Origin of the sequence: Herbaspirillum hiltneri N3, assembly GCF_001267925.1 — a bacterium.
Taxonomy (GTDB): domain Bacteria; phylum Pseudomonadota; class Gammaproteobacteria; order Burkholderiales; family Burkholderiaceae_D; genus Herbaspirillum; species Herbaspirillum hiltneri.
In genome coordinates this window covers 3,025,956-3,052,798 of the sequence record NZ_CP011409.1, presented here as the reverse complement: position 1 = coordinate 3,052,798, position 26,843 = coordinate 3,025,956, and the positions used below count along the sequence as shown (strand labels likewise).

28 protein-coding genes are annotated in these 26,843 nt (G+C 64.2%); 20 read left to right on the top strand and 8 right to left on the bottom strand.

Annotated elements, in window-relative coordinates; translation table 11 throughout:
- Positions 1 to 28 precede the first annotated feature (28 nt).
- The 14 genes from F506_RS13820 to F506_RS13755 all read left to right on the top strand — a co-directional run bounded on the left by F506_RS13820 (position 29) and on the right by F506_RS13755 (position 14,699).
- On the top strand, positions 29 to 1,630 hold the full coding sequence (locus tag F506_RS13820) for a precorrin-8X methylmutase (protein ID WP_053201613.1): 1,602 nt from the start codon (positions 29 to 31) through the stop codon (positions 1,628 to 1,630).
- On the top strand, positions 1,617 to 2,792 hold the full coding sequence (cbiD, locus tag F506_RS13815; RefSeq protein WP_053196909.1) for a cobalt-precorrin-5B (C(1))-methyltransferase CbiD: 1,176 nt from the start codon (positions 1,617 to 1,619) through the stop codon (positions 2,790 to 2,792). The genes F506_RS13820 and cbiD overlap by 14 nt, the downstream gene beginning before the upstream one ends.
- Positions 2,789 to 3,547, top strand: a complete 759-nt coding sequence (gene cobI / locus F506_RS13810; protein ID WP_053198317.1) for a precorrin-2 C(20)-methyltransferase — start codon at positions 2,789 to 2,791, stop codon at positions 3,545 to 3,547. Before cbiD ends, cobI begins: the two co-directional genes overlap by 4 nt.
- Positions 3,544 to 4,374 (top strand): precorrin-4 C(11)-methyltransferase, encoded by an 831-nt coding sequence (gene cobM, locus F506_RS13805; protein ID WP_053198315.1) that lies wholly within the window; start codon positions 3,544 to 3,546, stop codon positions 4,372 to 4,374. The genes cobI and cobM overlap by 4 nt, the downstream gene beginning before the upstream one ends.
- A gap of 2 nt (positions 4,375 to 4,376) precedes the next feature.
- Positions 4,377 to 5,180 carry a cobalamin biosynthesis protein gene (locus tag F506_RS13800; protein WP_053198313.1) on the top strand — a complete coding sequence of 268 codons (804 nt, stop codon included), beginning with the start codon at positions 4,377 to 4,379 and terminating at the stop codon, positions 5,178 to 5,180.
- A gap of 37 nt (positions 5,181 to 5,217) precedes the next feature.
- On the top strand, positions 5,218 to 6,774 hold the full coding sequence (gene cobJ / locus F506_RS13795; RefSeq protein ID WP_053198311.1) for a precorrin-3B C(17)-methyltransferase: 1,557 nt from the start codon (positions 5,218 to 5,220) through the stop codon (positions 6,772 to 6,774).
- A complete protein-coding gene (locus tag F506_RS13790; RefSeq protein ID WP_053198309.1) occupies positions 6,771 to 7,931 on the top strand; it encodes a CobW family GTP-binding protein in 1,161 nt (386 codons plus the stop codon). The genes cobJ and F506_RS13790 overlap by 4 nt, the downstream gene beginning before the upstream one ends.
- A 121-nt stretch (positions 7,932 to 8,052) precedes the next feature.
- Entirely contained in the window at positions 8,053 to 8,655 is a 603-nt protein-coding gene (cobO, locus tag F506_RS13785; RefSeq protein ID WP_053198307.1) for a cob(I)yrinic acid a,c-diamide adenosyltransferase, read from the top strand.
- A gap of 2 nt (positions 8,656 to 8,657) precedes the next feature.
- Positions 8,658 to 10,016 carry a cobyrinate a,c-diamide synthase gene (locus tag F506_RS13780; RefSeq protein ID WP_053198305.1) on the top strand — a complete coding sequence of 453 codons (1,359 nt, stop codon included), beginning with the start codon at positions 8,658 to 8,660 and terminating at the stop codon, positions 10,014 to 10,016.
- A complete protein-coding gene (bluB, locus tag F506_RS13775; RefSeq protein WP_053198302.1) occupies positions 10,013 to 10,669 on the top strand; it encodes a 5,6-dimethylbenzimidazole synthase in 657 nt (218 codons plus the stop codon). Before F506_RS13780 ends, bluB begins: the two co-directional genes overlap by 4 nt.
- Positions 10,666 to 11,244 carry a bifunctional adenosylcobinamide kinase/adenosylcobinamide-phosphate guanylyltransferase gene (gene cobU / locus F506_RS13770; RefSeq protein ID WP_053198300.1) on the top strand — a complete coding sequence of 193 codons (579 nt, stop codon included), beginning with the start codon at positions 10,666 to 10,668 and terminating at the stop codon, positions 11,242 to 11,244. The genes bluB and cobU overlap by 4 nt, the downstream gene beginning before the upstream one ends.
- Positions 11,238 to 12,218 (top strand): adenosylcobinamide-phosphate synthase CbiB, encoded by a 981-nt coding sequence (gene cbiB, locus F506_RS13765; RefSeq protein ID WP_053201611.1) that lies wholly within the window; start codon positions 11,238 to 11,240, stop codon positions 12,216 to 12,218. The genes cobU and cbiB overlap by 7 nt, the downstream gene beginning before the upstream one ends.
- Positions 12,211 to 13,245 (top strand): threonine-phosphate decarboxylase CobD, encoded by a 1,035-nt coding sequence (cobD, locus tag F506_RS13760; protein ID WP_053198298.1) that lies wholly within the window; start codon positions 12,211 to 12,213, stop codon positions 13,243 to 13,245. The genes cbiB and cobD overlap by 8 nt, the downstream gene beginning before the upstream one ends.
- Positions 13,242 to 14,699 carry a cobyric acid synthase gene (locus tag F506_RS13755; RefSeq protein WP_053198296.1) on the top strand — a complete coding sequence of 486 codons (1,458 nt, stop codon included), beginning with the start codon at positions 13,242 to 13,244 and terminating at the stop codon, positions 14,697 to 14,699. The genes cobD and F506_RS13755 overlap by 4 nt, the downstream gene beginning before the upstream one ends.
- 60 nt (positions 14,700 to 14,759) lie before the next feature.
- Here F506_RS13755 and F506_RS13750 read toward each other — a convergent pair whose 3' ends face one another.
- The 5 genes from F506_RS13750 to F506_RS13730 all read right to left on the bottom strand — a co-directional run bounded on the left by F506_RS13750 (position 14,760) and on the right by F506_RS13730 (position 18,785).
- Entirely contained in the window at positions 14,760 to 15,572 is an 813-nt protein-coding gene (locus F506_RS13750) for a metallophosphoesterase family protein (protein WP_053198295.1), read from the bottom strand.
- A gap of 1 nt (position 15,573) precedes the next feature.
- Positions 15,574 to 16,638 (bottom strand): diacylglycerol/lipid kinase family protein, encoded by a 1,065-nt coding sequence (locus F506_RS13745; protein ID WP_083457882.1) that lies wholly within the window; start codon positions 16,636 to 16,638, stop codon positions 15,574 to 15,576.
- 16 nt (positions 16,639 to 16,654) lie between these two features.
- The gene (locus F506_RS13740; RefSeq protein WP_053198293.1) at positions 16,655 to 17,374 is read right to left on the bottom strand and encodes a phosphatase PAP2 family protein; all 720 of its coding nucleotides are present in this window, start codon (positions 17,372 to 17,374) and stop codon (positions 16,655 to 16,657) included.
- Positions 17,375 to 17,413: 39 nt separating this feature from the next.
- Positions 17,414 to 18,136 carry a fumarate/nitrate reduction transcriptional regulator Fnr gene (gene fnr / locus F506_RS13735; protein ID WP_053198291.1) on the bottom strand — a complete coding sequence of 241 codons (723 nt, stop codon included), beginning with the start codon at positions 18,134 to 18,136 and terminating at the stop codon, positions 17,414 to 17,416.
- 118 nt (positions 18,137 to 18,254) lie between these two features.
- Positions 18,255 to 18,785: an isochorismatase family protein gene (locus F506_RS13730; protein WP_053198289.1), complete on the bottom strand. Its 531-nt coding sequence runs from the start codon at positions 18,783 to 18,785 to the stop codon at positions 18,255 to 18,257.
- A gap of 171 nt (positions 18,786 to 18,956) precedes the next feature.
- Between F506_RS13730 and F506_RS13725 the strand changes: the two genes are divergently transcribed.
- Positions 18,957 to 20,186 (top strand): MFS transporter, encoded by a 1,230-nt coding sequence (locus F506_RS13725; RefSeq protein WP_235471155.1) that lies wholly within the window; start codon positions 18,957 to 18,959, stop codon positions 20,184 to 20,186.
- A gap of 43 nt (positions 20,187 to 20,229) precedes the next feature.
- Positions 20,230 to 21,210 (top strand): GlxA family transcriptional regulator, encoded by a 981-nt coding sequence (locus F506_RS13720; protein ID WP_407638242.1) that lies wholly within the window; start codon positions 20,230 to 20,232, stop codon positions 21,208 to 21,210.
- 18 nt (positions 21,211 to 21,228) lie between these two features.
- Here the strand turns inward: F506_RS13720 and F506_RS13715 are convergent, their stop codons facing one another.
- Positions 21,229 to 22,152, bottom strand: a complete 924-nt coding sequence (locus tag F506_RS13715; protein WP_053198283.1) for a LysR family transcriptional regulator — start codon at positions 22,150 to 22,152, stop codon at positions 21,229 to 21,231.
- A 174-nt stretch (positions 22,153 to 22,326) separates the two neighbouring features.
- Between F506_RS13715 and F506_RS13710 the strand changes: the two genes are divergently transcribed.
- The 3 genes from F506_RS13710 (at position 22,327) to F506_RS13700 (ending at position 24,582) form a co-directional block, all read left to right on the top strand.
- Positions 22,327 to 22,710, top strand: coding sequence for a DoxX family protein (locus F506_RS13710; protein ID WP_053198282.1), 384 nt, complete (start codon positions 22,327 to 22,329; stop codon positions 22,708 to 22,710).
- Positions 22,711 to 22,823: 113 nt separating this feature from the next.
- Entirely contained in the window at positions 22,824 to 23,675 is an 852-nt protein-coding gene (locus tag F506_RS13705) for a pirin family protein (protein ID WP_053198279.1), read from the top strand.
- A 28-nt stretch (positions 23,676 to 23,703) separates the two neighbouring features.
- A complete protein-coding gene (locus F506_RS13700; RefSeq protein WP_053198277.1) occupies positions 23,704 to 24,582 on the top strand; it encodes a pirin family protein in 879 nt (292 codons plus the stop codon).
- A 78-nt stretch (positions 24,583 to 24,660) separates the two neighbouring features.
- Here the strand turns inward: F506_RS13700 and F506_RS13695 are convergent, their stop codons facing one another.
- Positions 24,661 to 25,113: a universal stress protein gene (locus tag F506_RS13695; protein WP_053198275.1), complete on the bottom strand. Its 453-nt coding sequence runs from the start codon at positions 25,111 to 25,113 to the stop codon at positions 24,661 to 24,663.
- A gap of 9 nt (positions 25,114 to 25,122) precedes the next feature.
- Positions 25,123 to 25,425, bottom strand: a complete 303-nt coding sequence (locus F506_RS13690) for a hypothetical protein (protein WP_053198273.1) — start codon at positions 25,423 to 25,425, stop codon at positions 25,123 to 25,125.
- A 219-nt stretch (positions 25,426 to 25,644) separates the two neighbouring features.
- On the opposite strand from F506_RS13690, the gene F506_RS13685 reads away from it, so the two are divergent.
- Complete coding sequence (locus tag F506_RS13685) at positions 25,645 to 26,805, top strand: methyltransferase (RefSeq protein WP_053198271.1); 1,161 nt, start codon at positions 25,645 to 25,647, stop codon at positions 26,803 to 26,805.
- Positions 26,806 to 26,843 lie beyond the last annotated feature (38 nt).

Below are 26,843 nucleotides of genomic sequence, written 5' to 3'. Positions count from 1 at the left end.
GGCTGCCGATATCGCCGATATCGCCGGCATTGCCGGAGTTGTTGACGACAAGGCAAGCTACGGCATCGTGATCGCCGGTCATGGCAGCCGCGACGCCGACGCCGTGCGCGAGTTCGAAGCGCTGGTCGACATCGTGCGCGCCCGCGCGCCCGGCCGCGTGGTGACGCACGGCTATCTCGAATTTTCCAGTCCGACCATCAGCGAAGCCGTCGACGCCAATCTGGCCGCCGGCAGCAGGCAGGTGGCGGTGGTGCCGGGCGTGCTGCTGGCCGCGCGCCATGCCAAGAACGACATGCCGGCCGAAGTGCTGGAACTGGCGCGTAGGCATCCCGAGATCGACTTCCATTTCGGTGCGGCGATGAACCTGCATCCGCAGCTGCTGCAACTGGCGCAGGAGCGCATCCTCGCCGCCGAAGCGCAATCGGCGCAAACCATCCGTCGCGACGACACTTGCCTGGTGCTGGTCGGGCGCGGCACCACCGACCCCGACGCCAACGGCGAAGTATCGAAGCTCGCCCGCATGCTGGAAGAAGGCATGGGCTTCGGCGGCGTCTACGTCTGCTATTCAGGCACCGCCAAACCGCTGGTCGCCGACGGTTTGCGCGCGGCCGCCTTGCTCGGTTTTGCGCGCGTCGTGGTGTTGCCGTTCTTCCTGTTCGACGGCGTACTGGTCAAGCGCATTTATGCCGCAGCGGATGATTTGCAGCAGCGCGAGCCGGGCCTGGAAGTGCTCAAGGCCGGCTATCTGGGTGTGCACCGGCACGTTGCCGACGTCTTGCTCGAGCGCGCGCGCGAAGCCGTCGAAGGCCGCGCGGCGATGAATTGCAGCCTGTGCAAATACCGCGTGCAGATCGTCGGCTTCGAGGAGCAGATCGGCGAACCGCAGCGCGCCCATCATTTGCAGGTGCGCGGCTTGCTCAATCGCGAGACGCTCGCGGCCGAAGCGAAAGTCGATTTCCCACCCTATGTGCCGCATCCGATCGAGAAGGAAAGCTTCGAGATCATCGCCGCCGGTCGCGACTGGTCGGTGTTTCCGCCGGCGCACCTGACGGCGCTGCAACGGCTGGTGCACACCAGCGGCGACTTCGACGCGGTCGACGACATCTATTTTTCATCCGGTGCGATCGAGGCAGGCATCCGCGCCATCCTGCGCTGCAAGCGCGTGGTGACCGACGTGACGATGGTGCAGACAGGCCTGAAGCGCGCACTGGTCGAGCAGCTCGGCGTCGAAACCTGGTGCGGCGTGCATGATCGCGAGACCCATCTGCTGGCGCAGGCGCAGGGCATCACGCGCTCCGCCGCGGGCGTGCGCCGCGCGTGGGAAAAATTCGGCAACGACATCATTCTCGCCATCGGCGACGCACCGACCGCGATCGTCGAGACCACGCGCCTGATCCGCGAGCATGGCTGGCGGCCGCAGCTGGTGATCGGCTTGCCGGTCGGCTTCGTCGGCACGCGCGAAAGCAAGGACGAGCTGCGCCGCTGCCTGCAGGTGCCGCGCATTACCAACAGCGGTACGCGCGGCGGATCGCCGTGGGCGGCGACAGTGGTCAACGCCTTGATGATCGACGCCATCGGACAGGTCATCGCCGCACAGGCGGCGGAGCTGAAAACAGATGCAGGAGCTTGAGCGCGCCGAATTCGACCTCACCGTGCCGGCCCCCAACGGTCTGCGGCGTGGCAGGACGACCGGCAGCTGCGCCACGGCGGCAGTGAAGGCGGCGTTGACGATGCTGTTGTGCGGAGAGCGGATCGACAAGGCCGAAGTCAGCCTGCCGGACGGCAAGCATTACCTGCTGGTGCCGATACAGGATGTGCAGAAACTGGACGACAAGCGCATCCGCGCGGAAGTACTGAAGGACGGTGGCGACGACCCGGACAACACGCACGGTGCGACGATTTTCGCCGAAGTGGCGCGCAACGATACGGGAGACATTCGCTTCAAGGCGGCATCCGGCGTCGGCACCGCAACCCGGCCCGGTTTGCGCGTAGCGGTAGGTGAAGCGGCCATCAATCCGGTGCCGCGCCAGATGATGCGGCTGGCGGTGGCGGAAGTGCTGGAAGAGTTGAACGTGAATGGCGAGACCGGCTTTGATCTCGCCATCGGTTGCGAAGACGGCCAGAAGATTGCGCAGAAAACCTTCAATCCGCGTCTCGGGATCGTCGGCGGGATTTCCATCCTCGGCACGTCGGGCATTGTCGAACCGATGTCGCTGGCGTCATGGATCGCGTCGATAGAAGTGTATATCCGCGTCGCCCTGGCGGACGACAGCAAGCCGAACGGCGTGGCGACTTGCGTGGCGTACCTGCCCGGCAAGATCGGCCGCACTTTTGCGCGTGACGAGCTGGGCTTGCCGGAAGCGCGCTCGGTGCAGATCGCCAACTTCCTCGGCGACGCGCTCGACTTCACGCAGTCGGCGCTGGCCGAGCAGGGCGCGGAACTGGATGTGTTATGGCTGGCGGGTCATCCCGGCAAGCTGGCCAAGGTGCTCGACGGCGTATGGGATACGCATTCGAGCAAGAGCAATATGGCGATGGGCGGTGTAGCCCGCGTGGCGTCGGAACTGGCGGCGGAGTTCGGGTTTTCCGCAGCACTGATCGCCGAGATAGAAAGTGCAAATACGGTGGAAGCAGCAATCGAACGTTTGAGGCAGGAGTCCGGATCGGCCGCGCTGTGGCGCGCCATCGAAGCGCGCATCGCCGCACTGGCGCAGACGCGCGTGCCGGCGGTGAAACGCGTCGAGGTGCGTCTGTTCGATCTCGACGGCAATTTGCTGGGAGGTCGTGCATGAACGCAAACAATGAACTCGGCATGTTCTGGGGCATCGGCGTCGGTCCCGGCCCGGCAGGCTATCTGCCGCTGGCGGCGATGCAGGCTTTGCAGCAGGCCGACCTGATTTACGTGCCGCGCGCCAGGAGCGCCGACACCTCGGTCGCGCTGCAATGCCTGGAAGGCGTCGCCGTCGCGCCGGAGCGGCTGCGCGAAGTCGAGTTCAACATGGACCCCGACCGCAACGTGCTGCGCGAGCACTACGCGCAACTGGCGCAGGACATCGCCGCCGAATTGCAGGCCGGGCGCAGCGTCGCCTACCTGACCATCGGCGACACGCTGACGTATTCGACCTACGGCTATGTCCTGGCGGCGTTGAAGGATCTGCTGCCGGCGTTTCCACACCGGACTTTTCCCGGCATCACCAGCTATGCGTCGGCGGCTGCGGCGCTGGACTGGCCGCTGGGCGTGGGCAAGGAACGCACGCTGATCCTGCCGTGCCCGGACGATCCGGCGACCTTGCAGCAGGAGATCGAAACCCACGACATCGTGGTGCTGATGAAAGTCGGCGCGCGCCTGCCATGGGTGCTGGCTCTGCTGAAGGAAATGGGCATCGCCGAACACTGCGCCTTCGCCCGGCGCATCGGACTGGATGGCGAAGTATTGGCGAACGACTTGCGCGAACTGGAAGCAGGCGACCGGGACCATGCCGTTAGCGGCTACCTGGCGACCATGCTGATTCGCAAAACTGCATTGGAAAAGAGGCATCAAGGATGAAAGTTTATTTCGTAGGCGCCGGTCCCGGCGCTCCCGACCTGATCACGCTACGCGGCGCGAAGCTGCTGGGCAGCGTGCAGATGGTGCTGTACGCAGGTTCGCTGGTGCCCACCGAGATGCTCCAGCATTGTCGTCCCGACGCCGAGCTGATCGACACCGCCGAGCTCGACCTGGAGCAGCAACAGGCATGTTACGAGCGTGCGAAAGCGCAGGATCTTGACGTGGTGCGCCTGCACTCCGGCGACCCGGCCATCTACGGCGCGACCGCCGAGCAGATGCGGCGTCTGGAGGCGCTGGGGATTGCCTACGAAGTGGTGCCGGGCGTGTCTTCGTTCACTGCCGCCGCATCGGCGGTGTCGGCGGAACTGACCAAGCCGGAGGTGTCTCAGAGCGTGATCCTGACGCGCGTTTCCGGCCGCGCCTCGGCCGTGCCGGAGCTGGAATCGATCGCGCGCCTGGCTGAACATCAGGCCACCATGTGCATCTTCCTGTCCGGTCCGCATCTGAAAAAGATCGTCGCCGATCTGCGCCTGCACTATCCCGACAGCACGCCGGTGACGCTGGTCTATCGCGCCACCTGGCCCGATCAGCGCGTCTATCAGGGCACGCTGGCGACCGTGCTGGAGGAAACCAAACGCGGCGCCTGGAACCTGACTACGATGATGCTGGTCGGTGCGGCGCTGGACAAGGGCCGGCAGGTTGAATCGAGCCTGTATTCCAAGGATTTCACGCATCTGTTCCGCGTAGTGAAGAAGAACAAGGACAAGGAAAAAAACAAGAGCGCCGCAGAACCCGAGGAAATTTCCGTCAACGGAGACGAGGTCTGACCATGAGCAATTCCCTGCACAACACGCAAACAAATTCTCTCGGCATCTGGCTCGTGCGGGCGGAGAGCGAAGCCCTGGCGGCGCGTTTGCAGGGACAGCTTGGCGGCACGCTGTACCGGCCGTGGCTCAATGCGGGCATTCCGCAGAAGCAGCAATTCCGCGCGTCCTATCGCCATCAGGGCCAGTGGATCATGCTGGCGGCCAGCGGCGTGGCGGTGCGGTTTCTGGAAGGCCTGCCGCAAGACAAACTGACCGATCCGCCGGTGGTGCTGCTCGATGAAGCCGGACGCTTTGCGGTGTCATTGCTCGGCGGTCACGAAGGTGGCGGCAACCGTCTCGCCTATCGCGTCGCCAACGTGGTGGGCGCCGTGCCGGTGATCACGACCGCGACCGAAGCCTTGAAACCGCTGGTGCTGGGCATCGGCTGCCGCAAGAACGTGCTGGTGGAAAAGATCGCCGCCGCCGTGACGCATGCGCTGGACCTGATCGGCCGGCCGTTGGGCGAGGTGCGCGAAGTGGCGACCATCGACCTGAAAGCGGAAGAACCCGGCCTGCTGACCTTTTGCGCCGCCAACGAATTGCCCTTGCGCGTGATCTCCGCCTCGGACGTCGCTGCGCGCGGTTGGGTGACGGCGCCGTCGGAATGGGTGCAGAAGAACGTCGGCGTCGACGGCGTGTGCGAGCCGTGCGCGCTGATCGCCAGTCCGCGCGGCGTGCTGGCGCTGCCGAAGACCGCGCTGGAAGGCGTGACTGTGGCGATCGTGGAAGACATCGGTTTGCCTGACGTAGAGAGTCGGGTGGAATAGCAATGAACAAGATGAAATTGAAAAAGAAAGTAGTGTTATGAGTGGAGTATTGAATCTGGTGTCGGTCGGTCCCGGTTTCGGCGACCTGATCGTGCCGCGCGCCATCGCCGCCTTGCGCGACAGCAATGTCATCGTGGCCTACGAGTTGTATTTGCGATGGATCAGTTCGCATATCGAGGGCAAGGAGATCCACACGCCGCCGCTGACGCAGGAGCGCGAACGCGCCTTGCTGGCGATCGAGAAAGCGCGCAGCGGTGAAAAGGTGGCGTTGATTTCCAGCGGCGACATCGGCATCTACGCCATGGCGGCGCTGGCCTTCGACGAGATGAAGGATGGCGACGACTACGAAGTCAACCTCATCCCGGGCGTGACGTCGGCCAATGCATGCGCGTCCTTGCTGGGCTCGCCGCTGTCGCACGACTTCGCCACGCTGAGTTTGTCGAACCTGCTGTGCCCGTGGGAGTGGATCGAGAACCGCGCGCGCCACATCGCCCAGGCCGATCTGGCCTGCGTGCTGTACAACGTGCAAAGCGCCGGCCGCCAGGAAGGCGTGTACCGCATCCTCAAGCTGATGCTGGAATCGAAGGCGCCGCACACGCTGTGCGGCGTGGTGAAGAACGCCTATCGCCCCGGCCAGGAAGTGAGCATCCATCGCCTCGATGAGTTGCCCTCGCTGCAATTCGACATGCTGACCAGCATCGTGATCGGCAACCGGTTCACGCAGCGCAAGCGCGGCTATATCTTCACGCCGCGCGGCTATAACGACTGGCACGACGAATCCGCCGCGGCAGCGGAAGAACCGGTGCTGCCGTCGCAGGCCGTATGGGTCTTCGCCGGCACCAGCGACGGCAACGCGCTGGCACGGAAACTGGCCGCACAAGGCCATCAGGTAGTGGTCTCCACGGCGACCGAATACGGCGGCGAGCTGGCCTTGCAGGATTGCCCGGGCGTCACGGTCTGGGCCGGTCGCCAGGGCGTGGAAGCGCGCAAACAGGCGCTGCTGCGCCATGAGGCGCGCGCGCTGGTCGACGCCACGCATCCGTATGCGACGCTGATGTCGCAGCAACTGATGGGCTTGTCGCAAAGCCTCGGCATTCCCTATCTGCGCTACGAACGTCCGAGCGGCATTGCCGCCGATGCGCTGGTGTGCGGCTCGATGGAAGAGGCTGCAGGCCAGGCGATGGACAAGGGAGAGCGCATCTTCCTGGCTACCGGTTCGAAAGATATCGCGGCTTTCCTGCAAGCGCCCGGCGCCGATCGCAAGCAGTGGTTCGTGCGCGTCACCGCCGAGCCGGAGTTCATCCAGCGCGCCATCGATCTCGGTATCCCGCGCAGCCGCATCTGCGCGATGCAGGGACCATTTTCACAGGGCTTCAATGAAGCCTTGTGGCGCGATTGGAATATCGATTGCGTGGTGACCAAGGATTCCGGCGACGCCGGTGGTTATCGCGCCAAGGCCGACGCGGCGAAAGCGCTGGGCATTCCGCTGCTGACGGTGCGCCGTCCCGCGCTCGACTATCCGCTGCAGGCCGCTACGCTGGAAGACGCTTCGGCACAGGTCGGGCGCTGGTTGCAGGGAGGCAAGCCCGCATGAGCCTGCCGTCGTCTCCGCCGAATTTGCAGCTGAACCTGCAGCCGAATTTGCAGCCAATACCGGTGACGATCGTCACCGGTTTCCTCGGCGCCGGCAAGACCACCTTGCTGCGCAGCTTGGTGCAGCGTCGCCAGGCGCGCCGGCTGGCCTTGCTGATCAACGAGTTCGGCGAAGCGACGATCGACGGCGACCTGGTTCGCGCCACCAGCGGCGATGCAGGCGGGCAGGTGCGCATCCATGATTTCTCTCATGGCCTGATCGCCTACGGCGACGACGAACATTTTGTGCCGACCATGCTGGCGCTGGCGGCGCGCCGTGCGCAGGTGGATCATGTGCTGATCGAAACCTCCGGACTGGCCTTGCCGACCGCCGTCATGGAAAGCCTGCAGACGCCCGCGCTGGCGGCGCATTTCATCCTCGACGCGACGCTGGCGGTGGTCGATACGCCTTTGCTGCTGGACAATCGCTTCCGTCGCGGAAGCGGAGCCGATGGCGCAGTGGCCGACATGTTCGAGCGCCAACTGGAATACGCAGACGTGGTTGTGCTCAACAAGATCGATGATCTCAATGAAGATCTACTGCTCGACGCGGAACATCGCGTGCGCGCTTGTGCGCCCAACGTCCGCTTCCTTGAACTGGCGTACAAAGCACAACTCGACATTCGCCTCGCGCTCGGCCTGCGGCTACACCAGCCGACCTTGCAGGCGCATCAGCACACCTACACCCACGTGCGCATGCCCGGTGCGGAAGCAAGCGTGCTGAGCGATCAGGGACGCCTGAACGGCCATGCGCATTCGGGGCTGGGCGCGCACAGCCACGGTGTGGCCACGCACCGGCATTTCCATGAACAGGATCCCGGCTGGCTGTCGTTCACGCTGCGCAGCCAGTCGCCGCAACCGGCCGACAAGCTGAGACAGGCCATCGCCGAAGCGGCCAGGTCGGAGCCCATCCTGCGCACCAAGGGCTTTGTCCGCACGCTGGAAGGCAAGCGGCCGCAACTGGTGCAGGGCGTGCGCACGCGCGTGACGATCAACACCGATGCCGCCAATGAAAATGCAGAAACCGACAAGTCCGAACTGGTCTTCATCGGTTATCACCCGAGCCGCAGCAAGGTCGCCGCCTTGCTATCCGAACTCACCGGTACACATTGGAAATGAACGGGTCCAACAACAAGCCGCTGGCGGCGTTGCACCGCCTTGCCGTACAACCGTACTGTCTGCGGCAGTGCGCCTTGCCAGCGACTTGTTGTTGAACCCTTGGAGAACGAGAGGACATTGAATGAAAACCGACCCGGAATCCCACAAGCGCATGACCCAGCGGCACAAGGAAGGCTTCGAGAAAAAGAAGGCTGCCGCGCAAAAGGAAAAAGGCCTGCTGATCGTCAACACCGGCACAGGCAAGGGCAAGTCCAGCGCCGCCTTCGGCATGGGCATGCGCATCCTCGGCCATGGCATGAAACTGGGCGTAGTGCAGTTCATCAAGGGCGCCTTGTACAGCGCCGAGCGCGATTTTCTCGGCGGCCACGCCAACTGCGATTTCCACGTGGTCGGTTCCGGCTACACCTGGGATACGCAAGATCGCGACGCCGACATGAAGACCGCCGCCCACGGCTGGGCCGAAGCGGTGCGCATGATTCGGGATCCGTCCTACGACATGGTGATCCTGGACGAGATGAACATCGTGCTCAAGTACCAGTATCTCGACCTGCAGGAAGTGCTCGACGTCTTCGCCGCGCGCCGCGAGATGCTGCACATCGTCGTCACGGGCCGCCATGCGCCCGACGCGCTGATCGAACTGGCCGACCTGGTCAGCGAGATGCGTCCGCTCAAGCATCCGTACAAGGAGCAGGGCATCAAGGCGCAAAAGGGCGTGGAGTTCTGATCATGCCGATATCGTCACCGGCCGAGGTTTCATCGGGCTCATCTGCGGCGTTGTGCCCGGCGCTGTTCATCACGGCGCCCGGATCGAATCACGGCAAGACCACCGTGACGGCGGCGCTGGCGCGCTGGCATCGTTCGCAGGGGAGCCGGGTGCGCGTGTTCAAGACCGGGCCGGACTTCCTTGACCCCACCATCCTTGAACGCGCCAGCGGCAATCCGGTGTATCAGCTCGACCTGTGGATGATGGGCGTGGCGGAATGCCGCCGCCTGCTGCATGACGCCGCGCAACAGGCCGATCTGATCCTGGTGGAAGGTGTGATGGGCCTGTTCGACGGCGAGCCGTGCAGCGCGGACCTGGCCGAACTGATGAAGATTCCGGCCGTGGCGGTAGTCGACGTCGCCGGTGTGGCGCAGACGCTGGGTGCGATCGGTTACGGGCTGGCGCATTACCGGCCCGGCTTCCCGCTGCAGGGTCTGTTCGCCAACGGCGTCGCCAGTCTGCGTCATGAAGAAATGCTGCGCCAGGGCATGCCGCACGGCATCAACTATCTGGGCGGCATGCCACGCAATCTGCAATTCAAGCTGCCGGAGCGCCATCTCGGCCTGGTGCCGGCGGCCGAAGTCAGCGATCTCGACCGGCGCATCGATGCCGCCGCCGTGCTGATCGGCGCCACCGAACTGGCGCGCATGCCGACGCCGGTCGAGTTTGCAGCGCCGGAGGCGGAGGTGCCGGCGCCGCCGCAACTTCTGGCGGGACAGTGCATTGCCGTGGCCCGCGACAAGGCGTTTTCCTTCATCTATCCCGGCAACCTCGATTTGCTGCGCAAGCTCGGCGCCAGCCTGGTGTTCTTTTCGCCGCTGCACGATGCCGTGCTGCCGCCGGCCGACAGCGTGTACCTGCCCGGCGGTTATCCTGAATTGCACTTGCAGGAACTACAGGGCAACGTCGCCATGAAGCAGGCCTTGATCGAGCATTGTGCCGCCGGCAAACCGCTGTACGCAGAATGCGGCGGCTTGCTCTACCTGCTGGAGAGTCTCAGCGACAAGGATGGCGCGCGGGCGCAGATGCTCGGCGTGCTGAGCGGCCGCGCGGTGATGCAGCGGCGTTTGCAGGGGCTGGGTTACCAGAGCATCGCGCTGCCGCAGGGGACGCTGCGCTGCCATACCTTCCATTACTCGACCACGGTGTCGGCGCTGGTCCCGGCCTACATCGGCGAGCGCCTGTACGACACCTCAGCAGGCGAGCGCGTGTATCGAATGCGTGGCGTGACGGCGACGTATCTGCATGCCTACTTTGCGTCCTCACCGGAAGCGGCGGCGGCGTTGTTCCTGCCGCAGCTGGAGACAGAGGCTACGGCATGAGCCATCGCTACGACCAAGCTGATATCGACACTGTCTATCGCGTGATTGCGGAGCGGCGCGACATCCGCCATTTCTTGCCGGACGGGATTGATCCTGCCTTGCTGCAGCGGCTGCTGGAAGCGGCGCATCTGGGACCTAGCGTGGGCTTCATGCAGCCGTGGCGTTTCATCCGTATCACCGACCGCAGCCGGCGCGACGCCATTCACGCATTGGTTGAAGAAGAACGCATCCTGACCGCGCAAGCGCTGCATGAGCGTGAAGACGAATTCATGCGCCTCAAGGTGGAAGGCATCCGCGAGTGCGGCGAGCTGCTGGTGGCGGCATTGATGGACGATCGCGAACGCCACGTGTTCGGACGCCGCACCTTGCCCGAGATGGACCTGGCCTCGGTCGCCTGCGCGATCCAGAACATGTGGCTGGCTGCGCGCGCCGAAGGCATCGGCATGGGCTGGGTGTCGCTGTTCGACGCCGGCAAGCTGGCCGCGCTGCTGGAAATGCCCGCAGGCGCAAAGCCGGTGGCGGTGATCTGCCTGGGTCACGTGAAGGAATTCTATGCACGCCCGATGCTGGAGCAAGAGGGTTGGGCGAAGCGGCAATCACTGGACGACCTGGTGTTTAGCGACGCGTGGGGAAACAAGGAAAAGAAACAATGAATCAGCGGACAACCCGTACCCTGGTATTCGGCGGCGCACGCTCGGGCAAGAGCGCGCAGGCCGAACGCTTGGCGGCAGCAGACGGAAAACCGGTAATCTACATTGCCACGGCCGCCGTCGGCGACGACGAAATGGCGGCGCGCATCGCCTTGCACCGGCAACAACGCAGCGCGCAATACGCCCATTGGGAAACCGTGGAAGAACAGCTCGCGCTGGGCGACGCCGTCGCACGCGCCAGCCGGCCCGGCAACGTCGTGCTGGTGGATTGCCTGACCGTATGGCTGTCGAACCTGCTGTTCAGCGAACAACGGGAATATCCCGACGTCGGCCGTATCGAAGCGCCGGCACGCTTTGCGGCGGAGCGCGAACGCTTCCTGCAAGCGCTGTCGCAGGCGCCGGGCGACGTGGTGCTGGTGTCCAACGAAGTCGGCATGGGCATCGTGCCGCAGGGTGCGATCTCGCGCTGGTTTGTCGATGAAGCGGGGCGTCTGAATCAAGCTGTCGCCGCGATCTGCGAGCGCGTGCAGTTCGTTGCCGCCGGCCTGCCGCTGGAGCTGAAAGGATGCGCATGCTGAGCGCTTTCAACGCCTTCGACCTGACCTTGCTGGCGCTGCTGATGACGGCCGGTGTGGCGCTTGACCGGCTGCTGGGCGAGACGCCGCGCTGGCATCCGCTGGTCGGCTTCGGCCGTTACGTCCAGTTCATCGAGCGGCGCCTGAACCGCCAACCGGGCAGCCATGCACGCGGCGTGTGCGCCTGGCTGCTGGCGGTGCTGCCGCCGGTGGCGCTGGCTTGCGCCGCGACCATCCTGCTGGCGCGCCAGTCGCTGTGGCTGGCTGCCGCCTGGCATGTGCTGTTGCTGTATTTCTGCATCGGCCTGCGCAGCCTGCGCGATCACGCCATGCCGATTGCGGCGGCGCTGAAAGACGGCGACCTGGCGGCGGCGCGTGCATTGACCGGCCGCATCGTCAGCCGCGACACCTCGCAGTCGCAGGAAACCGACCTGGCCAAGGCAGCGGTGGAATCGCTGTTGGAGAACGGCAATGACGCCGTCTTCGGCACCTTGTTCTGGTTTGCCGTTGCCGGCGGTCCCGGCGCCTTGCTGTTCCGCCTGGCCAATACGCTCGACGCCATGTGGGGCTATCGCACTCCGCGCTTTCTCGCGTTCGGCTGCGCGGCGGCGCGCATCGACGATGCACTCAACTGGATTCCCGCGCGGCTGACTGCGCTGTCGTATGCGGTGCTGGGCAACTGGCGGCAGGCGCGGACGTGCTGGCGCGAACAGGCGCCGGCATGGAGCAGCCCAAACGCCGGTCCGGTGATGGCGTCCGGCGCCGGTGCGCTCGGACTGGCGCTGGGCGGTGCGGCGGTGTATGACGGCGAAGTCGAACAACGGCCGCCGCTCGGCGTCGGCCGCGACGCGGTTGCCGGTGACATTGCGCGCGCCTGGACCATGGTCTCGCGCACGGCCATGCTCTGGTTGACAGTCATGCTGGCGACGGCGATGTTGTTGTCCACGCTGTTGTCCTTCGGAGCACCTCATGCTTGAACACGGCGGCAACCTCAACGATGCGGTGATCCGCTACGGCATCGCGCGCGACGGCTGGCTCGATCTGTCGACCGGCATCAATCCCGATTTCTATCCCGCGCCGGAATTACGCCCCGATGCCTGGCATCGTTTGCCGGAAGCCAGCGATGCGCTGGCTGCGGCTGCATGCGCCTATTACGGTGCGCCGCAGATGCTGCCGGTGGCGGGCACCCAGGCTGCGATCCAGGCGCTGCCGCAACTGCGCTTGCGCGAGCATGGCGTTGCGCGCGTCGTGGTTGCCGCACCGGCATATGCCGAGCATGCGCATCGCTGGCAACAGGCCGGACACGCGATGCGCGAAGCGGACTATGCCGATTTGCCTGGCGCCGTCGATACCTGCGACGTGATGGTGGTGTGCAATCCGAATAATCCGACGGGCGCGCGCGTTGCGGGCGAAGTCCTGCTCGCTTGGGCCCGGCAGCTGGCGGCGCGGGGCGGCTGGCTGGTGGTCGATGAGGCGTTCGGCGACACCACGCCGCAGTTGAGCGTGGCCTCGCACACCGGTGCGCAGGGCGGATTGATCGTGTTGCGTTCGGTCGGGAAATTCTTCGGACTGGCCGGCGTGCGGCTCGGATTTGTGGCTGCGCAGGCCCCTATCCTGGACGGCTTGCGTGAGTGGCTGGGGCCATGGTCGGTCAGCGGACCGGCGCAGCAGATCGGCATCGCCGCCTTGCGCGACACCGACTGGCAACAGAGCACGCGCATGCGTTTGCTGGCTACCGGCGAGCGTTTGCAGCGCTTGTTGGCCGCCCACGGCATCACGTCGAGCGGCAGCGCCATGTACCAGTGGTGGCCGGAGCCGAACGCCGTCGCCTTCCATGATTGCATGGCGCGGCAGGGCATCTGGGTGCGGCTTTTTACGCGCGGTGCGGGCGGCATCCGTCTCGGCCTGCCTCCTGACGAAGCGGGTTGGCAGCGACTGCAACAGGCGCTGCAGGTGTGGCGTGAACAGACTGAGCAGACCGAACGCGCGGAGCGCACGGCATGACATTTCCTTTCCACACGCTGATGGTGCAGGGGACGACGTCCGACGCCGGCAAGAGTACGGTGGTGGCGGCATTGTGCCGCTTGCTGCATCGCCGGGGCGTCAAGGTGGCGCCGTTCAAGCCGCAGAACATGGCGCTCAACAGCGCCGTGACCAGCGACGGCGGCGAGATCGGTCGCGCCCAGGCCTTGCAGGCCCAGGCTGCCGGCATCGCGCCGCACACCGACATGAATCCGGTGCTGCTCAAGCCGTCCAGCGACACCGGCGCGCAAGTGATCGTGCACGGCAAGGTGCGCGCCGACATGAACGCGCGCGACTATCACCGCTACAAGACCAGCGCCATGGAAGCGGTGCTGGAGTCCTATGCACGCCTGCGCGCGCAATACGAAGTGGTGCTGGTGGAAGGCGCCGGCAGCCCGGCCGAAATCAATCTGCGCGCGCGCGACATCGCCAACATGGGTTTCGCCGAGGCCGTCGATTGCCCGGTCGTGCTGGTGGCCGACATCGATCGCGGCGGCGTGTTCGCCCATCTGACCGGCACGCTGGCTTGTCTGTCCGAGAGCGAGCAGGCGCGCGTGGCCGGTTTCGTGATCAACCGTTTTCGCGGCGACATCAGCCTGTTGCAACCGGGACTGGACTGGCTCGAGCAACGCACCGGCAAACCGGTGCTGGCGGTACTGCCGTATCTGCACGGCCTGCATCTCGACGCCGAGGATGCGGTGGCGTCGGGGCAGAGTGCCAAAGGGGCGTTCCGCGTGATCGTGCCGGTGCTGCCGCGCATCAGCAATCACACCGATTTCGATGCCTTGCGCGCGCACCCGGATGTCGATCTCCAGTTCATCGGGCCGGGCCGGCCGATTCCATCGGCCGACCTGATCATCCTGCCGGGCAGCAAGAACACGCGCAATGATCTGGCCTGGCTGAGGCAACAAGGCTGGCCTGACGCCATCGGCAAGCACTTGCGTTACGGCGGCAAGGTGATCGGCATCTGCGGCGGCTTCCAGATGCTCGGCGCCAGTGTCGACGATCCGCATGGCGTGGAAGGCGCGCCCGGCAGCATGAAGGGCTTGGGACTGCTCGACATGGCCACCGAACTGACGCAACAGAAACACTTGCTGCAGGTATCGGGACGCTGTGAATTCAGCACCGGAGACGCCACGGTCAGCGGCTATGAAATTCATATGGGCGTGTCGACCGGCGCAGCGTTGCAGCGTCCCGCGTTTCGGATCGAAGGCCGTCCGGAAGGCGCCCGCTCGGAAGACAACCAGATCCTCGGCAGCTATCTCCACGGCATGTTCGATACGCCGCAGGCGTTCGCCGCGCTGCTGGAGTGGGCCGGGCTGGACGGTGCTGCGCCGGTCGACCTGAACCAGCTGCGCGAAGAGAGCCTGGAGCGGGTCGCCGATGCGACGCAGCCTTTGCTGGATGCCTTGATGAAGACCTTAAAGGCAAGCTGAGCCCGAATGATACCGGGGCCGGAGTCTGTCAACAGATCATTTGAGACGGGCTTTTTGCTTTCACGACAAGGCAAACCACTCATTGCCGCGCTGCTCGAAGGCGTCGGTTGCACCCAGCAGGAACCTTCCTTGTTCGGGGTGCCAATGCATCCGTTCCACCACGATGTGATGCGCCTCTACGCGCAAGACGTTGAAGGAGTTGGATTCGCCGCGGCTGCGTGTGGAGGTGGCCGTTCCGGCCTGCACCACCAGCGCCGAATATCCCTGGATGTCGTAACGCGCGGCGCTGCTGGCGGCTGAACTGGTGTGCACGTGACCGGCCAGCAGCACGTCGGCGCCGCAGATCGCGAAGGCGCGCATGGCCGGCAGCGCCTTGCCGACCAGGTCGTGATGCTGGGGCCCGGGAGGCAGGTCGAACGGATGATGGGTGACGATGATCTTGACCACGTGATCGCCGGCGGCGGCCAGTTCGCGCCGGGCGATTTCGATCTGGCGGTCGTTGACGCGACCATCCTTGATGGTGAGCGAACGAGCGGTATTGATGCCGACTACGGCGATTTCTTCATCGATGAAAATCGGCTGCAGCTGCGGTGTGATGTGGCGGCGATACTTGGTCAGCGGACTGAAGAAGCGGGCCGCGACATTGAACAGCGGGATGTCGTGATTGCCCGGTACGACGATCTGCGGCTGTGGCAGGGCGTCGAGGAACTGGCGCGCTTCGAGGAACTGCTCGGAGCGCGCGCGTTGGGTCAGATCGCCGGAGACGACGATCAGGTCGGGCGCAAGTTCGTGTATCTGCGCGATGATCGGTGCAATCAGCGCTTCGTCGATACGGCCGAAATGCAGGTCGGAGAGATGGACGATGGTGCGCATGTCATGCCTCCTGTTCTGTTGGTGTGCGGGGTATGCTGGACGTGCTGGATGCGCGGGCTGCTCCGCTGTCGGCATCTTCGATCGCCGGCACGATCACCGTGAGCGACGCCGGACGTATGCGATAGACCAGTGGCGTCTGCATGATGGTGACTTCGCCGTCGGTGGCGACGCGTACTCGCTTGACGCGATGCCGGCCGTGACCGTGGCGGGTGTCGATTTCGATTTCCGCCGCGCTCAGGATGTCGAAGTCGCGTGCTTGCTCAAGGCGGCCGAACAGCGCGTGCAGCGCCAGCCGTACCAGGCCGAGGCGGCCGGTGCGGTGACAGACGTAGAGGCTCAGCTTGCCCTCGGACAGGCTGTTGCGCTTGCCGATGTTGAAGCCGTCCATCAGGTATTCGTTGTTGCCGATGAAGACGAAGGGCGTGCGGCGGCGGTGGCTTTCCGCGTTGTCGCCATCGTCCCTGATGTCCATGCGCACATCGAGGAAAGGATAGCGCCGCAACGCGCCCATCGCCGCCCAGCAGAATGCCAGCCATTTGCCGCGGCCGAGGCGGCTCTGCTGTTTCTCGCGGTCGCGCACGATGTCGGGATACAAACCCAGGCTGGAGTTGTTGATGAAGAGCACGCCGTTGACTTCACCGGTGTCGATGGCGAGCCGGCGTCCTTCGACGATGTTGCGGATGGCGTCGTCGAGCGCGAGCGGGATATTGAGGTCCTTGACGAAATGATTGAGCGTACCCAGCGGCAGCACGCCGAACGCGGCCTGGCTGCCGCTGACCACCGAGGCGACGGCATTGACGCTGCCGTCGCCGCCGCCGGCCACGATGATGCCGGCGCCGTCTTCAAGGGCGGCGCGCGCGGCGTCGATGAGTGCGGTTCCGTCCGCTGCCAACGTGACGTGCGCATCGACCTGATGTCGCCGGAAGCCGTCGGCGACGCGTTGCGCCAGTTCGTCGGCATGGCCGCCGCCTGCGTGGGCGTTGATGATGACGGCGACCTGGAGAACCGGGGAAGTGGAATGATGGGGCGATGCGGATTCTGTTGCTGTTGCTGGTCTTATTGTCATTGGCAGAAAGTGGTCGTCAAAATCGGTTTGAAGACTTTCTCGCCAATTGGTGCCGCTGCACCGTAAAAATAATCGTCGTCCACAAGGCGAACCAGGCCAGTCCTTCCAGCATCGCCGCCAGCACGTCGCTGAAGAAATGCGCGCCGAGGTAGAGCCGGGTCAGGGCAGTCAGCAGCGTCAGTATTGTCGCGATGGCAATAATCGCCGGTCGCCGTGCGTGGTTGCCCGGCAGGCTCGCCAGCCATGCCGCCAGGACGCAGTAGAACAAGGTGGCGCCGACGGTATGGCCGCTCGGGAAGCTGTAGCTGTCGAGTACCAGGATGGGGTGGTCGAAACGTGGGCGTACGCGCTGGAACTGGAATTTCAGCCAGTAGTTGAACAGCATTCCGCCCGGCACCGTGACCACCAGCGTCAGCAGCCAGGCGTTCGCACGCCGGCGCATGAGGAAGAAAGCCAGCACCGCGCTCATCGCCAGCACGCCGATGGTGCCGTGCAAATGGGTGTACGCCAGCATTGCTTGCGTGAGTCCGGCGGTGGCGTGCGCATGCAGCCGGTCGGCGATGTGCTGGTCGAGATCCACCAGCGTGCCGGGCGATAGCGCATGCGCGGCAACCAGCGCGAACAGGGCGCAGGCGCTCAGTACGGCGAGGATGCCGGCGGTCAGCGGCAGGCCGAGATGATGATCGCGCGCCAGTCGCGCGCGCAGGAAGGAATCGGGTGAAGTTTGTTGCGTCATATGGCTTACACGAGCGGATTCTCTCGGCGCATCAGGACATCAGGAGCAGGGATCCGCACCCAGCGCGATCGAACGCAGCGTCGGCAAATCGAGCAGTTCGAGGTCGCGATGGCTGACATCGATGACGCCGTTCTTCTTCAGATTGGACAGCAGGCGGCTGACGCTCTCGACCGCCAGGCCGAGGTAGTTGCCGATTTCCTCGCGCGTCATGCGTAGCTGGAACCGGCTTGCCGAGTAGCCGCGCGTGGCGTAGCGCGAAGACAGATTGACGAGGAAGGCTGCCAGCTTTTGCTGTGCGCTCATGCTGTTGAGCGTGAGCATGACGCCTTGCTCGCGCGAGATTTCCTTGCTCATGATGCGATGGAACTGGCGCAGCAGCACCGGCATGTCCTGGAACAATTCTTCCAGCTGGCTGAACGGGATTTCGCAGACCTCGCTGTCTTCCAGCGCGACTGCTTCGCACTGGTGGCGGCTGGTGCCGATGGCATCCATGCCGAGCAGCTCGCCGGCCATCTGGAAACCGGTGATCTGCTGCGAGCCGTTGCTGTTGACCTGATAGGTCTTGAAATGGCCGAGCCGGATTGCGTACAGCATGTCGAACCTGTCGCCCATGCGGTACAGGCTCTGGTCGCGTTTGATGCGGCGGCGGCGGCCGATGATCTGGTCCAGGCGCTGCATGTCGGCTTCGTCCAGTCCCATGGGCAGGCATAGGGAAACTGGTTCCTTTTTTGTGCGGCGGGGACGGTGCGGGTCGTCTCCGATCTAAGTGTAATGCACGGAGTTTACTTGATTAGCTTCAACACTTCCCGAAACAGCGGTTCCTTTTTTGTGCGGCGGGGACGGTGCGGGTCGTCTCCGATGTAAGTGTAATGCACGGAGTTTACTTGATTAGCTTCAACACTTCCCGAAACAGCGGATGACGGCTGTCGCGCATCCATTCGAAGGCCACCATTTCCAGCGTCACCAGATCGGCGCCGGCCTGCGCCAGTCGCGCAAAGGCGGCGTCGCGGTCGGCGGTCTTGCGCGAACCGGTGGCGTCGGTCACGACCCATACGCGATAGCCGTTTTGCAGCAGCGTCATGGCGGTCTGCAGCAGGCAGACGTGGGTTTCGCAACCGCTGATGACGACTTCCTTGCAAGCCGGCAGGAAGGTCGCGGGCAGACCGTCGACGCAGGCGTCGAAACGCGTTTTGGACAGCGTGCGATCGCACAGGCGCTTGATGTCGGGATGGTTGGGACCGAGCTTCTCCGGCGTCTGTTCGGTGGCGATAACCGGCAGCCCGAGCAGGCTGGCGATGGTCGCCAGGCGGATGTTCTGAGCCAGCACGTTGGCGTCGTCGTGGATCGCCGGCATCAGCTTTTCCTGCACGTCGATGATCAGCAGGGCGGACTCGTTGGCGTTGATCAGCATGGGCATCTCCTCAATGGATCGCGACAATGGCTGACGATGGCAGGAATTGAACGTTTTGTGTCATTGACCGCTTCCCGCACGGATTCGACAATTTGATCATCGCCATTGTTCTGAAGGAAGTTCGTGAGCTTGCCAAAATTGCATCGACAAGAGGATGTTGACCGGACTTCCTTGCCGGATTCTCATGGTTCAGGGTATCGCAACGCCCGCATCCTGGCTATATGCCAGGGGCTGTTCACCTGCGCCATTTCGATCGACCTGACGCTGACTGCGCTGACCGGCTACCAGTTGGCGCCGGACAAGTCGCTGGCGACGCTGCCGTTTGCGCTGATCACCGTGGCCGGGGCGGTGGTGACCTGGTTTGCGGCTTTCCTGATCCAGCGGCTGGGGCGGCGCCTGAGCTTTGCGCTGGGTGCGCTGGCCGGTGCGATCGGCGGCGCGATTTCGGTATGGTCGGTGTTTCACGGGCATTTCTGGAGCTTCTGCATCGGCACCGCCGGCGTCGGCGTGTTCCAGGCCTTCGCCCAATATTACCGGCTGGCGGCGGCCGACGCGGTGAGTGCCGAATTCAAGAGCCGCGCCATTTCGACCGTACTGACGGGCGGTGTGATCGCTGCAGTGCTGGGGCCGGCGCTGGCGTCCTGGAGCAAGGACCTGTTTCCGACCGCCTTGTTTTCCGGCGCTTACTTGATGGTGGCATTGCTGAGCCTGCTGTCGATGGTGGTCTTGCTGGCGTTCTACCGCGATACCGAAGCGGCCGGCGGCGCGGCGCAGGCCGTGGCGGAAACCGATGCGCCGCCGCGCTCCACCGCCGAGATCGCGCGCCAGCCGGTGTTCGCCGCCGCGCTGGCCAACAATGTGGTCGGCTCGATGGTAATGATGTTCATCATGACAGCGGCGCCGCTGGCGGCGGTGGCCTGCCATCACGGCATCGACGACGGCGCCAACATCATCCAGTGGCACCTGGTCGGCATGTACGCGCCTTCTTTCTTCGCCGGCGCGCTGATCAGGCGCTTCGGGCTCGGCCCGATCGTGCTGGCCGGCGTGGCTCTCAACCTGGCATGCGCACTGATCGCGATGGCGTCGACCAGCTTGCCGGCGTTCTATGTTGCCTTGCTGTGTCTGGGCGTGGGCTGGAATTTCATGTTCGTCGGCGGCACTACCTTGCTGGCGCAATCGTACCGGCCCAGCGAACGGGCGCGGACGCAGGGATTGTCGGAGTTTTTGCGCTATGCTGCTACCGCGCTGGCGACGCTGGCTGCCGGCCCCTTGCTGGAGCACTACGGCTGGTCCGCGCTCAACCTGGCGATCCTGCCCTTGCTGTTGATCTGTGCGGTCGTCAGCGTGTGGTGGATGCTGGCGAATGCCGCCGCGGCCAGGAATGTCGCGACGGCAAGCTGAACCGGAAAAGAGGACAAGACCATCCATGAAGCCCCGCAATCCCTTGCGCATCGCCTTGCTGGCCTATCCGGGCATGAACCTGATCGATCTCAGCGGCCCTTTGCAAACCTTCGTGAGCGCGGGCCGCGTTGCGGCGTCGGCGGGCGTGAGCGATCCGCGTCCCCTGTATGAAGTGCGCGTGCTGTCGTCGCGCGGCGGCGCCCTGATGACCGGCGCGGGTCTGAGCGTGGAGACCGAGGCGCTGGAGGCGCTCGACAATCTGGACATCGACACCATCATCGCACCGGGCGGCAGCGTCGGCGAACGCTTCGAGACTGATCCTGCCTTGGTGGCGTGGATCAGACAGCATGCCGGGAGGGCGCGACGGGTGTGTTCGGTCTGCACCGGCGCTTTCCTGCTGGCGGCGGCCGGGCTGCTGGACGGCAAGCGCGTGACCACGCATTGGGACTGGGCGCTGCGCTTGCAGCAGCAGTTTCCGGCGATTGAAGTCGATCCTGAACCGATCTTCATCCGCCAGGGCGACATCTGGACTTCGGCCGGGGTAACGGCGGGGATCGATCTGGCCCTGGCGCTGGTGGAGCAGGACTACGGCCACAAGGTGGCGATCGCGACGGCGCGGCAACTGGTGATGTTCATCAAGCGGCCGGGCGGCCAGTCGCAATTCAGTGTGCCGCTGGTGTCGCAGTCCTCGGAAAATGCCCGTTTCGCGGAACTGCATGCCTGGATTGCCTCCAACCTCAAGAATGATCTGCGCGTGGAAAACCTGGCCAATCGCGTCAACATGAGCCCGCGCACCTTCGCCCGCACCTATGTCGCCGAGCAGGGCCGCACGCCGGCCAAGACGGTCGAAGCCATGCGCCTGGAGGCCGCCTGTCGCGCGCTGGAAGAAACCGACTTGCCGCTCAAGAGCATCGCCACCGAAACCGGCCACGGCGAAGAGCAGAACCTGCGGCGCGTGTTCCAGCGCCAGCTCGGCGTGAGTCCGGCGCAATACCGCAGCCGCTTCTCGGCGCATCAGGAATAGAAAATCAGGATCTGAAAATCAGGACGTGACGCTGATCCCATCCAGCGTCTTCAACCCCGCCAGCGAATCCAGCCACCATGACAGGGCCGGACCGGCGCGGTAGTCGGGCCGGTACACGCACTGGATCGGCAAGGCCATGCCTTCGGGAGAGTGTTGCGACGTCAGGATGCGCACCAGCTTGCCTGACTTCAGGTCATCCTTGACCACGTGTTCCGGCATGTAACCCCAGCCCATGGCTGCGCGCAGCAGTGCGTGCTTGGTGCCGAGGTCGCTCATGCGCCACGACAGCCGCGAATGCACCGAGAAGTCCTGGCGCGCGGTCAGCTCACTGCGGTCGCTCAGCACCAGCTGCGTCTGCTGCGCCAGCAGCTTGTCCGGAATTCTTCCCTTCACGGCTGCCAGCGGATGCTGCGGCGACACCACCCCGACCACCATCACGCTGGGCAGCGTCACGCGCAGCAGATTGGGCGGCGTGGTCGGCAGCGTGCCGAGGATGCCCAGCATGGCGCGGCCGTCGATCACGCGTTCGGCCACCGCGCCCAGCGCTTCCACCTCCAGCCGCACCGTCACCGCCGGGAAGGCATCCCGAAAGCGCCGCAGCAGGTCGACCAGGCAATCGGTGGGAAAGAACACATCCACCGCCAGCGCCACTTCCAGTTCCTGTCCCTGCGAAAACGCGCTGGCGCGCACCTGCAGCGAATCGACCTGGTCCAGCACCTGGCGCGCATCGCGCAGCAAGGCCTCACCGGCGTCGGTCAGTTGCGGGCGATAGCCGCTGCGGTCGAACAGGGCGACGTTGAGCTGGCTTTCCAGCGTGCCGATGGCGTAGCTGACCGCGGACTGGGCCCGGGCGAGGGTGCGTGCGGCACCAAGGAAGCTGCCGCTGTCGGCCACCTGGACGAACACGCGCAGCTGGTCGAGAGAAAAGCGTTCTATGTTCATATTGGCAACATTATCTAATAATTAGATAATGATTATAGAAAAATAATCAATTTCTTGTTGCGATTATTCGCATTATTCTGACTCTGCTTTCTGAAACATCAGTACTCAGCACCAGATCAGATTCACAAATCCAATATCCACACAATTCATTTATTCATTCGAGGGAGTTTCATCATGATCATTTCCAAATCCGCTTTCACCGTCGGCCGCGTCCTGCTGGCATCGTTGTTCGTCATTTCCGGCATCTTCAAGATCATCGGCTTTTCCGGCACGATCGGTTACATGGGCAGCCTCGGCATCCCGGTCCCGACCGTGGCCGTCATCGTCACCATTCTGGTTGAAGTCGGCGCCGGCCTGCTGTTGCTGACAGGCAGCCGTTTTGCCCGTCCCGCCGCATTGCTGATCGCCATTTTCACCGTCGGCGCGACGTTGGCTGCACACCGCTTCTGGGCCGTCGATGCCGCCGCCATGCAAGGCCAGCTGACGCATTTCCTGAAGAACGTGTCCATCATCGGCGGCCTGCTGCTGGTGTGGTCGGTGAAGCCGGCCGACGAATAAGCTGACATAAATCAGCTGACATCGCTGCATCGTTGATAAAACCGCAATAGCAACAATCTGGTAACAAGGTGACGGCAGCGCATCTGCTGCCGCACCCCCACAGGAGAAACACCATGAGCACCACTTTTACCCGCCAGCTGGAACGGCTGGTCAACGGCATCCCGACCCAGGATGGCGCCGGTGTCAGCCTTACCCGTGTGCTGACGCATGATCTGCAACGCCGCCTGGATCCTTTCCTGATGCTGGATGCATTCCATTCGGACAAGCCTGACGATTACCTGGCCGGTTTCCCCGACCATCCGCATCGCGGCTTTGAAACCGTGACCTACATGCTGCAAGGGCGCATGCGCCATCGCGACAACGCCGGCAACGAAGGCCTGCTGGAACCGGGCGGGATGCAATGGATGACCGCCGGCCGGGGTCTCGTGCACTCGGAATTGCCGGAGCAGGAAGACGGCCTCATGAGCGGTTTCCAGCTGTGGGTCAACCTGGCCGGACGCGACAAGATGACCACCCCGGGCTACAGCGACATTCCCTCGGCGCAGATTCCCGAAGTGACGCCGCAGGATGGCGTGCAAGTGCGCGTGCTGGCCGGCGAAGCCTTCGGCGTCAAAGGGGCGGTGGAACGTCCGACCACGGCGCCGCTGTATCTGGATTTGCATGTGCAGGCCGATAAACGGCTCGCCTTGCCGATTCCGGCGACGCATAATGCCTTCCTGTATGTGTACGAAGGCGAATTGCTGATCGGGCAAGACCAGCGCGTGGCCGCCGCCGGGCGCATGGCGATCCTGAGCAACACCGCCGGCGCCGAAGGTGTGGAAATCCACGCAAGCAAGGACAGCCGCTTCCTGCTGATCGCCGGCCAGCCGCTCAATGAGCCGATCGCGCAATGGGGGCCGTTCGTCATGAACACCAGGGAAGAGGTCGAACAGGCCATCGAGGATTTCCGCGCGGGCAAGTTTTGAGACATCACTTTTTGACAAGGAACGCCACATGAGCAGCATTCGTCATCTGATCCACGGCCTGGTGCGCGACATCGGTTTCCCGGTGCGCCGCCTGTTGCCGGCCGCCGCCGCCCGCACCGTGGGCCCGTTCGTGTTCTTCGATCACATGGGTCCGGTCGAATTCGACAGCGGCACCACCGAAGGCGACGTGCGTCCGCATCCGCACATCGGCCTGGCGACCGTGACGTATCTGTTCTCCGGCGCGATGATGCATCGCGACAGTCTCGGCGTGGTGCAGCGGATCACGCCGGGTGCGGTCAACTGGATGGCGGCGGGGCGCGGCATCGTGCACTCCGAACGCGTCCCTGACGACATCCGCGACGGCAAGGTGCCGGTACACGGCCTGCAGATGTGGGTGGCTTTGCCGAAGGACCAGGAGCAGGGCAACGCCAGCTTCCATCACTATGCGGAAGACGACATGCCGCGCATCGAGGTCGGTGCGGCCAGCCTGCACCTGCTGGCCGGCAAGGCCTACGGCCATGAGTCGCCGGTGAAGACATCCAGCCCCACGCTGTATGTGTGCGGCCGCATCAAGGCCGGCGGCACGCTGAGCTTGCCGGCCGACTACAGCGAACGCGCAGTGTATGTCGTTACCGGAGCGGCAACGCTTGACGGCGAAGCGCTGGAAGCGGGTGTGCTGGCGATCCTGGAGCCGGGCATCGATGTGTTGCTGACGGCGCAGAGCGACACCTTGTTCATGGTGCTGGGCGGCGAGCCCATCGACGGTCCGCGCTTTGTCTGGTGGAATTTCGTGGCCAGCAGCAAGGAGCTCATCGAGAGCGCCAAGCTGGCGTGGCGGGCGCAGGACCGCGCCGTGTTCGGCGTGATCCCGGGTGAGGTGGAATGGATTCCGTTGCCGGAGAAGTAAGCGCTTCGGCTGCGATCAAACACCGGAAAGAAAAACGCCCTGGCAATCAGGGCGTTTTTCATTGTGCGGCGTGTTCTGCTAGCCTTCCTTGCCGCGGATGATCCACACCGGCAAAGGACACTGATGCATGACCTTTTCGGCCACGCTGCCCAGCACCAGTTTGCGGAAGCCGGTACGGCCGTGGGAACCGATGACGACCAGTTCCGCCTTGCTGTCCATGGCTGCCTTGAGGATGGTGCCGGGGATGTCGCCAGGCGCGACCGGGTCTTCGACCATGCGCGTTTCGCTGCGCAGGCCGGCCGAGGTCACGCGCGACCCGGCTTGTTCGAGGATGGTCTTGCCGGCGTCGACGACGGTGCCGTGCACGTCGGCTGCAGCGCTGATGCCGGTGTCGTAGAACAAATGGCTGTTGTCGATCACATGCAGGACTTCAATGGTGCTGCCCAGCGCCTTGGCCAGTTTGATGGCTTCGTCCAGGGCCTGGTTGGCGGTGCTGCTGCCGTCGACCGGCACGAGGATCTTTGCGTACATGTCAGGTCCTCAGATCATGCCGAGAATGCGGCCTAGCTCGGCGACGTAAGGGCTGTCCTTTAGGATCGCGCCTTCCACGGAGTCCATCAGGTCCTGCGCCGAGTTGCGCGTCTTGCCGATGTGTTCGCGCAGGACTGCGGCTTCGATCTCGGGGCTGTCGAGATGGCTCTTGAGCAGCGCGAAATCCTTGCGCAGCAGTGCGGCTTGCGGCGATTCGGCAGGAATGTCCTGCAGCGCCTGTTCCAGTTCGGCCAGGATGTGCTTGAGGCGCACGTGGTTGGCATCGTCTTGACGCAGAATGGGGTCTGACATGTCGGCTCCGGGCTGTGATTGATCGGTGATTGCGCGCAACCTGCGAAGTTGCCGGTTTTGCGTTGCTGAATATTCAACGCCCATCATAAGAGATGTGCGCAGTTTGTGCTGGCCGGGATTGCGGTCTCCACATTTGTTACACTGCGGCTGGCCATTCCGTCATGAACTCCCGCACCGGTTCCGTCTCCAGCACTGGTATCAACTCAAGAAAGCACCACAATGAACGATTCCCCTGATTTCCCTCTTATAAGCTGGACCGAAGCAGAGGAAAATCGTTCCGCCCGCTGGCGCTCCGAAGCCGGCAATCCGGCGCCCAAGCGCGTCATCGTCGCTGACGATCGCATTCCCGCCGACGTCGCCTACAAGCTGGTTTGCGAAGGCACCGGTCTGCTCTGGCGCGGCGACTTCCAGAACGCGCGACAACTGCTGCAGGCGCTGGCGCGTCGCATTGACAAGAAGTCTGAACGCAAGTCGGTCAAAGCCGGCGACAAGAAGGAACCCATCCCGGGCATTACCCAGGCGTTCCACCAGCATCGCCAGGCACAGGCGCAACGCGCGCGCATCCTCGGCATGCTGCTGGTGCCTCTGGAAGCAGACTACAGCATCCCTCTGCGCCGCGCGCCCGATGTCAGCCAGGCTTGCGAAGAAGTCTATGGCCCGGGGCAGGAAGCCAGCGTGGCGACAATGCGCGAAGTGCTCGGTCTGATCGGCGCGCATGAATGGCGCAAGAAGGGCGTACCGGTGCCGGCGCTGGGCGGCAGCATCCATCCGTATTACGGCGTGTTCTCGCCGGTGCGCGGCGAATACCTCGACCTGGTCGAACGAGCGACCTTGCCGTCGGTCCAGCTGGCGTTCGACATCGGCACCGGCACCGGCGTGCTGGCGGCCTTGCTGGCAAAGCGGGGCGTCAAGCGCATCGTCGCCACCGATCAGAGCACCCGCGCACTGGAATGCGCGGCGGAAAACCTGCAGCGCCTCGGCGTCGACAAACAGGTCGAACTGGTCGCTGCCGATCTGTTCCCGCCGGGCCAGGCGCCGCTGATTGTCTGCAATCCGCCGTGGGTGCCGGCCAAGCCGAGCTCGCCGATCGAACATGCCATCTACGACCCGGACAGCCGCATGCTGCGCGGCTTCCTCGACGGTCTCGCAGCGCATCTGGCGCCAAACGGCGAAGGCTGGCTGATCTTGTCCGATTTCGCCGAACACCTGGGCTTGCGCTCGCGCGATGAATTGCAGGCAATGTTCGACAAGGCGGGGCTGCGCGTCGCGTTGAAACAAGACATCAAGCCGCGCCATCCGCGCTCCAGCGACGCCGAAGACCCGCTGCACGCCGCACGGGTGAAAGAAGTCACGTCGCTTTGGGTATTGAAGGCTAAATAATGAATGTAAACAATTGGTTGTCGCGGAAAGTTAATGTC

Coding starts and splice junctions, on each gene's coding strand:
- F506_RS13730 (WP_053198289.1), bottom strand. CDS start 18,785: ATGCTGATCAACGCCAACGAGTCCGCCCTGCTGATCATCGACGTGCAG.
- F506_RS13685 (WP_053198271.1), top strand. CDS start 25,645: ATGAACGATTCCCCTGATTTCCCTCTTATAAGCTGGACCGAAGCAGAG.
- F506_RS13740 (WP_053198293.1), bottom strand. CDS start 17,374: ATGACGCAACAAACTTCACCCGATTCCTTCCTGCGCGCGCGACTGGCG.
- cobJ (WP_053198311.1), top strand. CDS start 5,218: ATGAGTGGAGTATTGAATCTGGTGTCGGTCGGTCCCGGTTTCGGCGAC.
- F506_RS13710 (WP_053198282.1), top strand. CDS start 22,327: ATGATCATTTCCAAATCCGCTTTCACCGTCGGCCGCGTCCTGCTGGCA.
- F506_RS13780 (WP_053198305.1), top strand. CDS start 8,658: ATGCCGATATCGTCACCGGCCGAGGTTTCATCGGGCTCATCTGCGGCG.
- F506_RS13750 (WP_053198295.1), bottom strand. CDS start 15,572: ATGCGCACCATCGTCCATCTCTCCGACCTGCATTTCGGCCGTATCGAC.
- F506_RS13790 (WP_053198309.1), top strand. CDS start 6,771: ATGAGCCTGCCGTCGTCTCCGCCGAATTTGCAGCTGAACCTGCAGCCG.
- cbiB (WP_053201611.1), top strand. CDS start 11,238: ATGCTGAGCGCTTTCAACGCCTTCGACCTGACCTTGCTGGCGCTGCTG.
- F506_RS13690 (WP_053198273.1), bottom strand. CDS start 25,425: ATGTCAGACCCCATTCTGCGTCAAGACGATGCCAACCACGTGCGCCTC.
- F506_RS13705 (WP_053198279.1), top strand. CDS start 22,824: ATGAGCACCACTTTTACCCGCCAGCTGGAACGGCTGGTCAACGGCATC.
- F506_RS13745 (WP_083457882.1), bottom strand. CDS start 16,638: ATGACAATAAGACCAGCAACAGCAACAGAATCCGCATCGCCCCATCAT.
- F506_RS13700 (WP_053198277.1), top strand. CDS start 23,704: ATGAGCAGCATTCGTCATCTGATCCACGGCCTGGTGCGCGACATCGGT.
- cobD (WP_053198298.1), top strand. CDS start 12,211: ATGCTTGAACACGGCGGCAACCTCAACGATGCGGTGATCCGCTACGGC.
- F506_RS13715 (WP_053198283.1), bottom strand. CDS start 22,152: ATGAACATAGAACGCTTTTCTCTCGACCAGCTGCGCGTGTTCGTCCAG.
- F506_RS13695 (WP_053198275.1), bottom strand. CDS start 25,113: ATGTACGCAAAGATCCTCGTGCCGGTCGACGGCAGCAGCACCGCCAAC.
- cobI (WP_053198317.1), top strand. CDS start 2,789: ATGAACGCAAACAATGAACTCGGCATGTTCTGGGGCATCGGCGTCGGT.
- bluB (WP_053198302.1), top strand. CDS start 10,013: ATGAGCCATCGCTACGACCAAGCTGATATCGACACTGTCTATCGCGTG.
- F506_RS13755 (WP_053198296.1), top strand. CDS start 13,242: ATGACATTTCCTTTCCACACGCTGATGGTGCAGGGGACGACGTCCGAC.
- cobU (WP_053198300.1), top strand. CDS start 10,666: ATGAATCAGCGGACAACCCGTACCCTGGTATTCGGCGGCGCACGCTCG.
- cobM (WP_053198315.1), top strand. CDS start 3,544: ATGAAAGTTTATTTCGTAGGCGCCGGTCCCGGCGCTCCCGACCTGATC.
- F506_RS13800 (WP_053198313.1), top strand. CDS start 4,377: ATGAGCAATTCCCTGCACAACACGCAAACAAATTCTCTCGGCATCTGG.
- cbiD (WP_053196909.1), top strand. CDS start 1,617: ATGCAGGAGCTTGAGCGCGCCGAATTCGACCTCACCGTGCCGGCCCCC.
- cobO (WP_053198307.1), top strand. CDS start 8,053: ATGAAAACCGACCCGGAATCCCACAAGCGCATGACCCAGCGGCACAAG.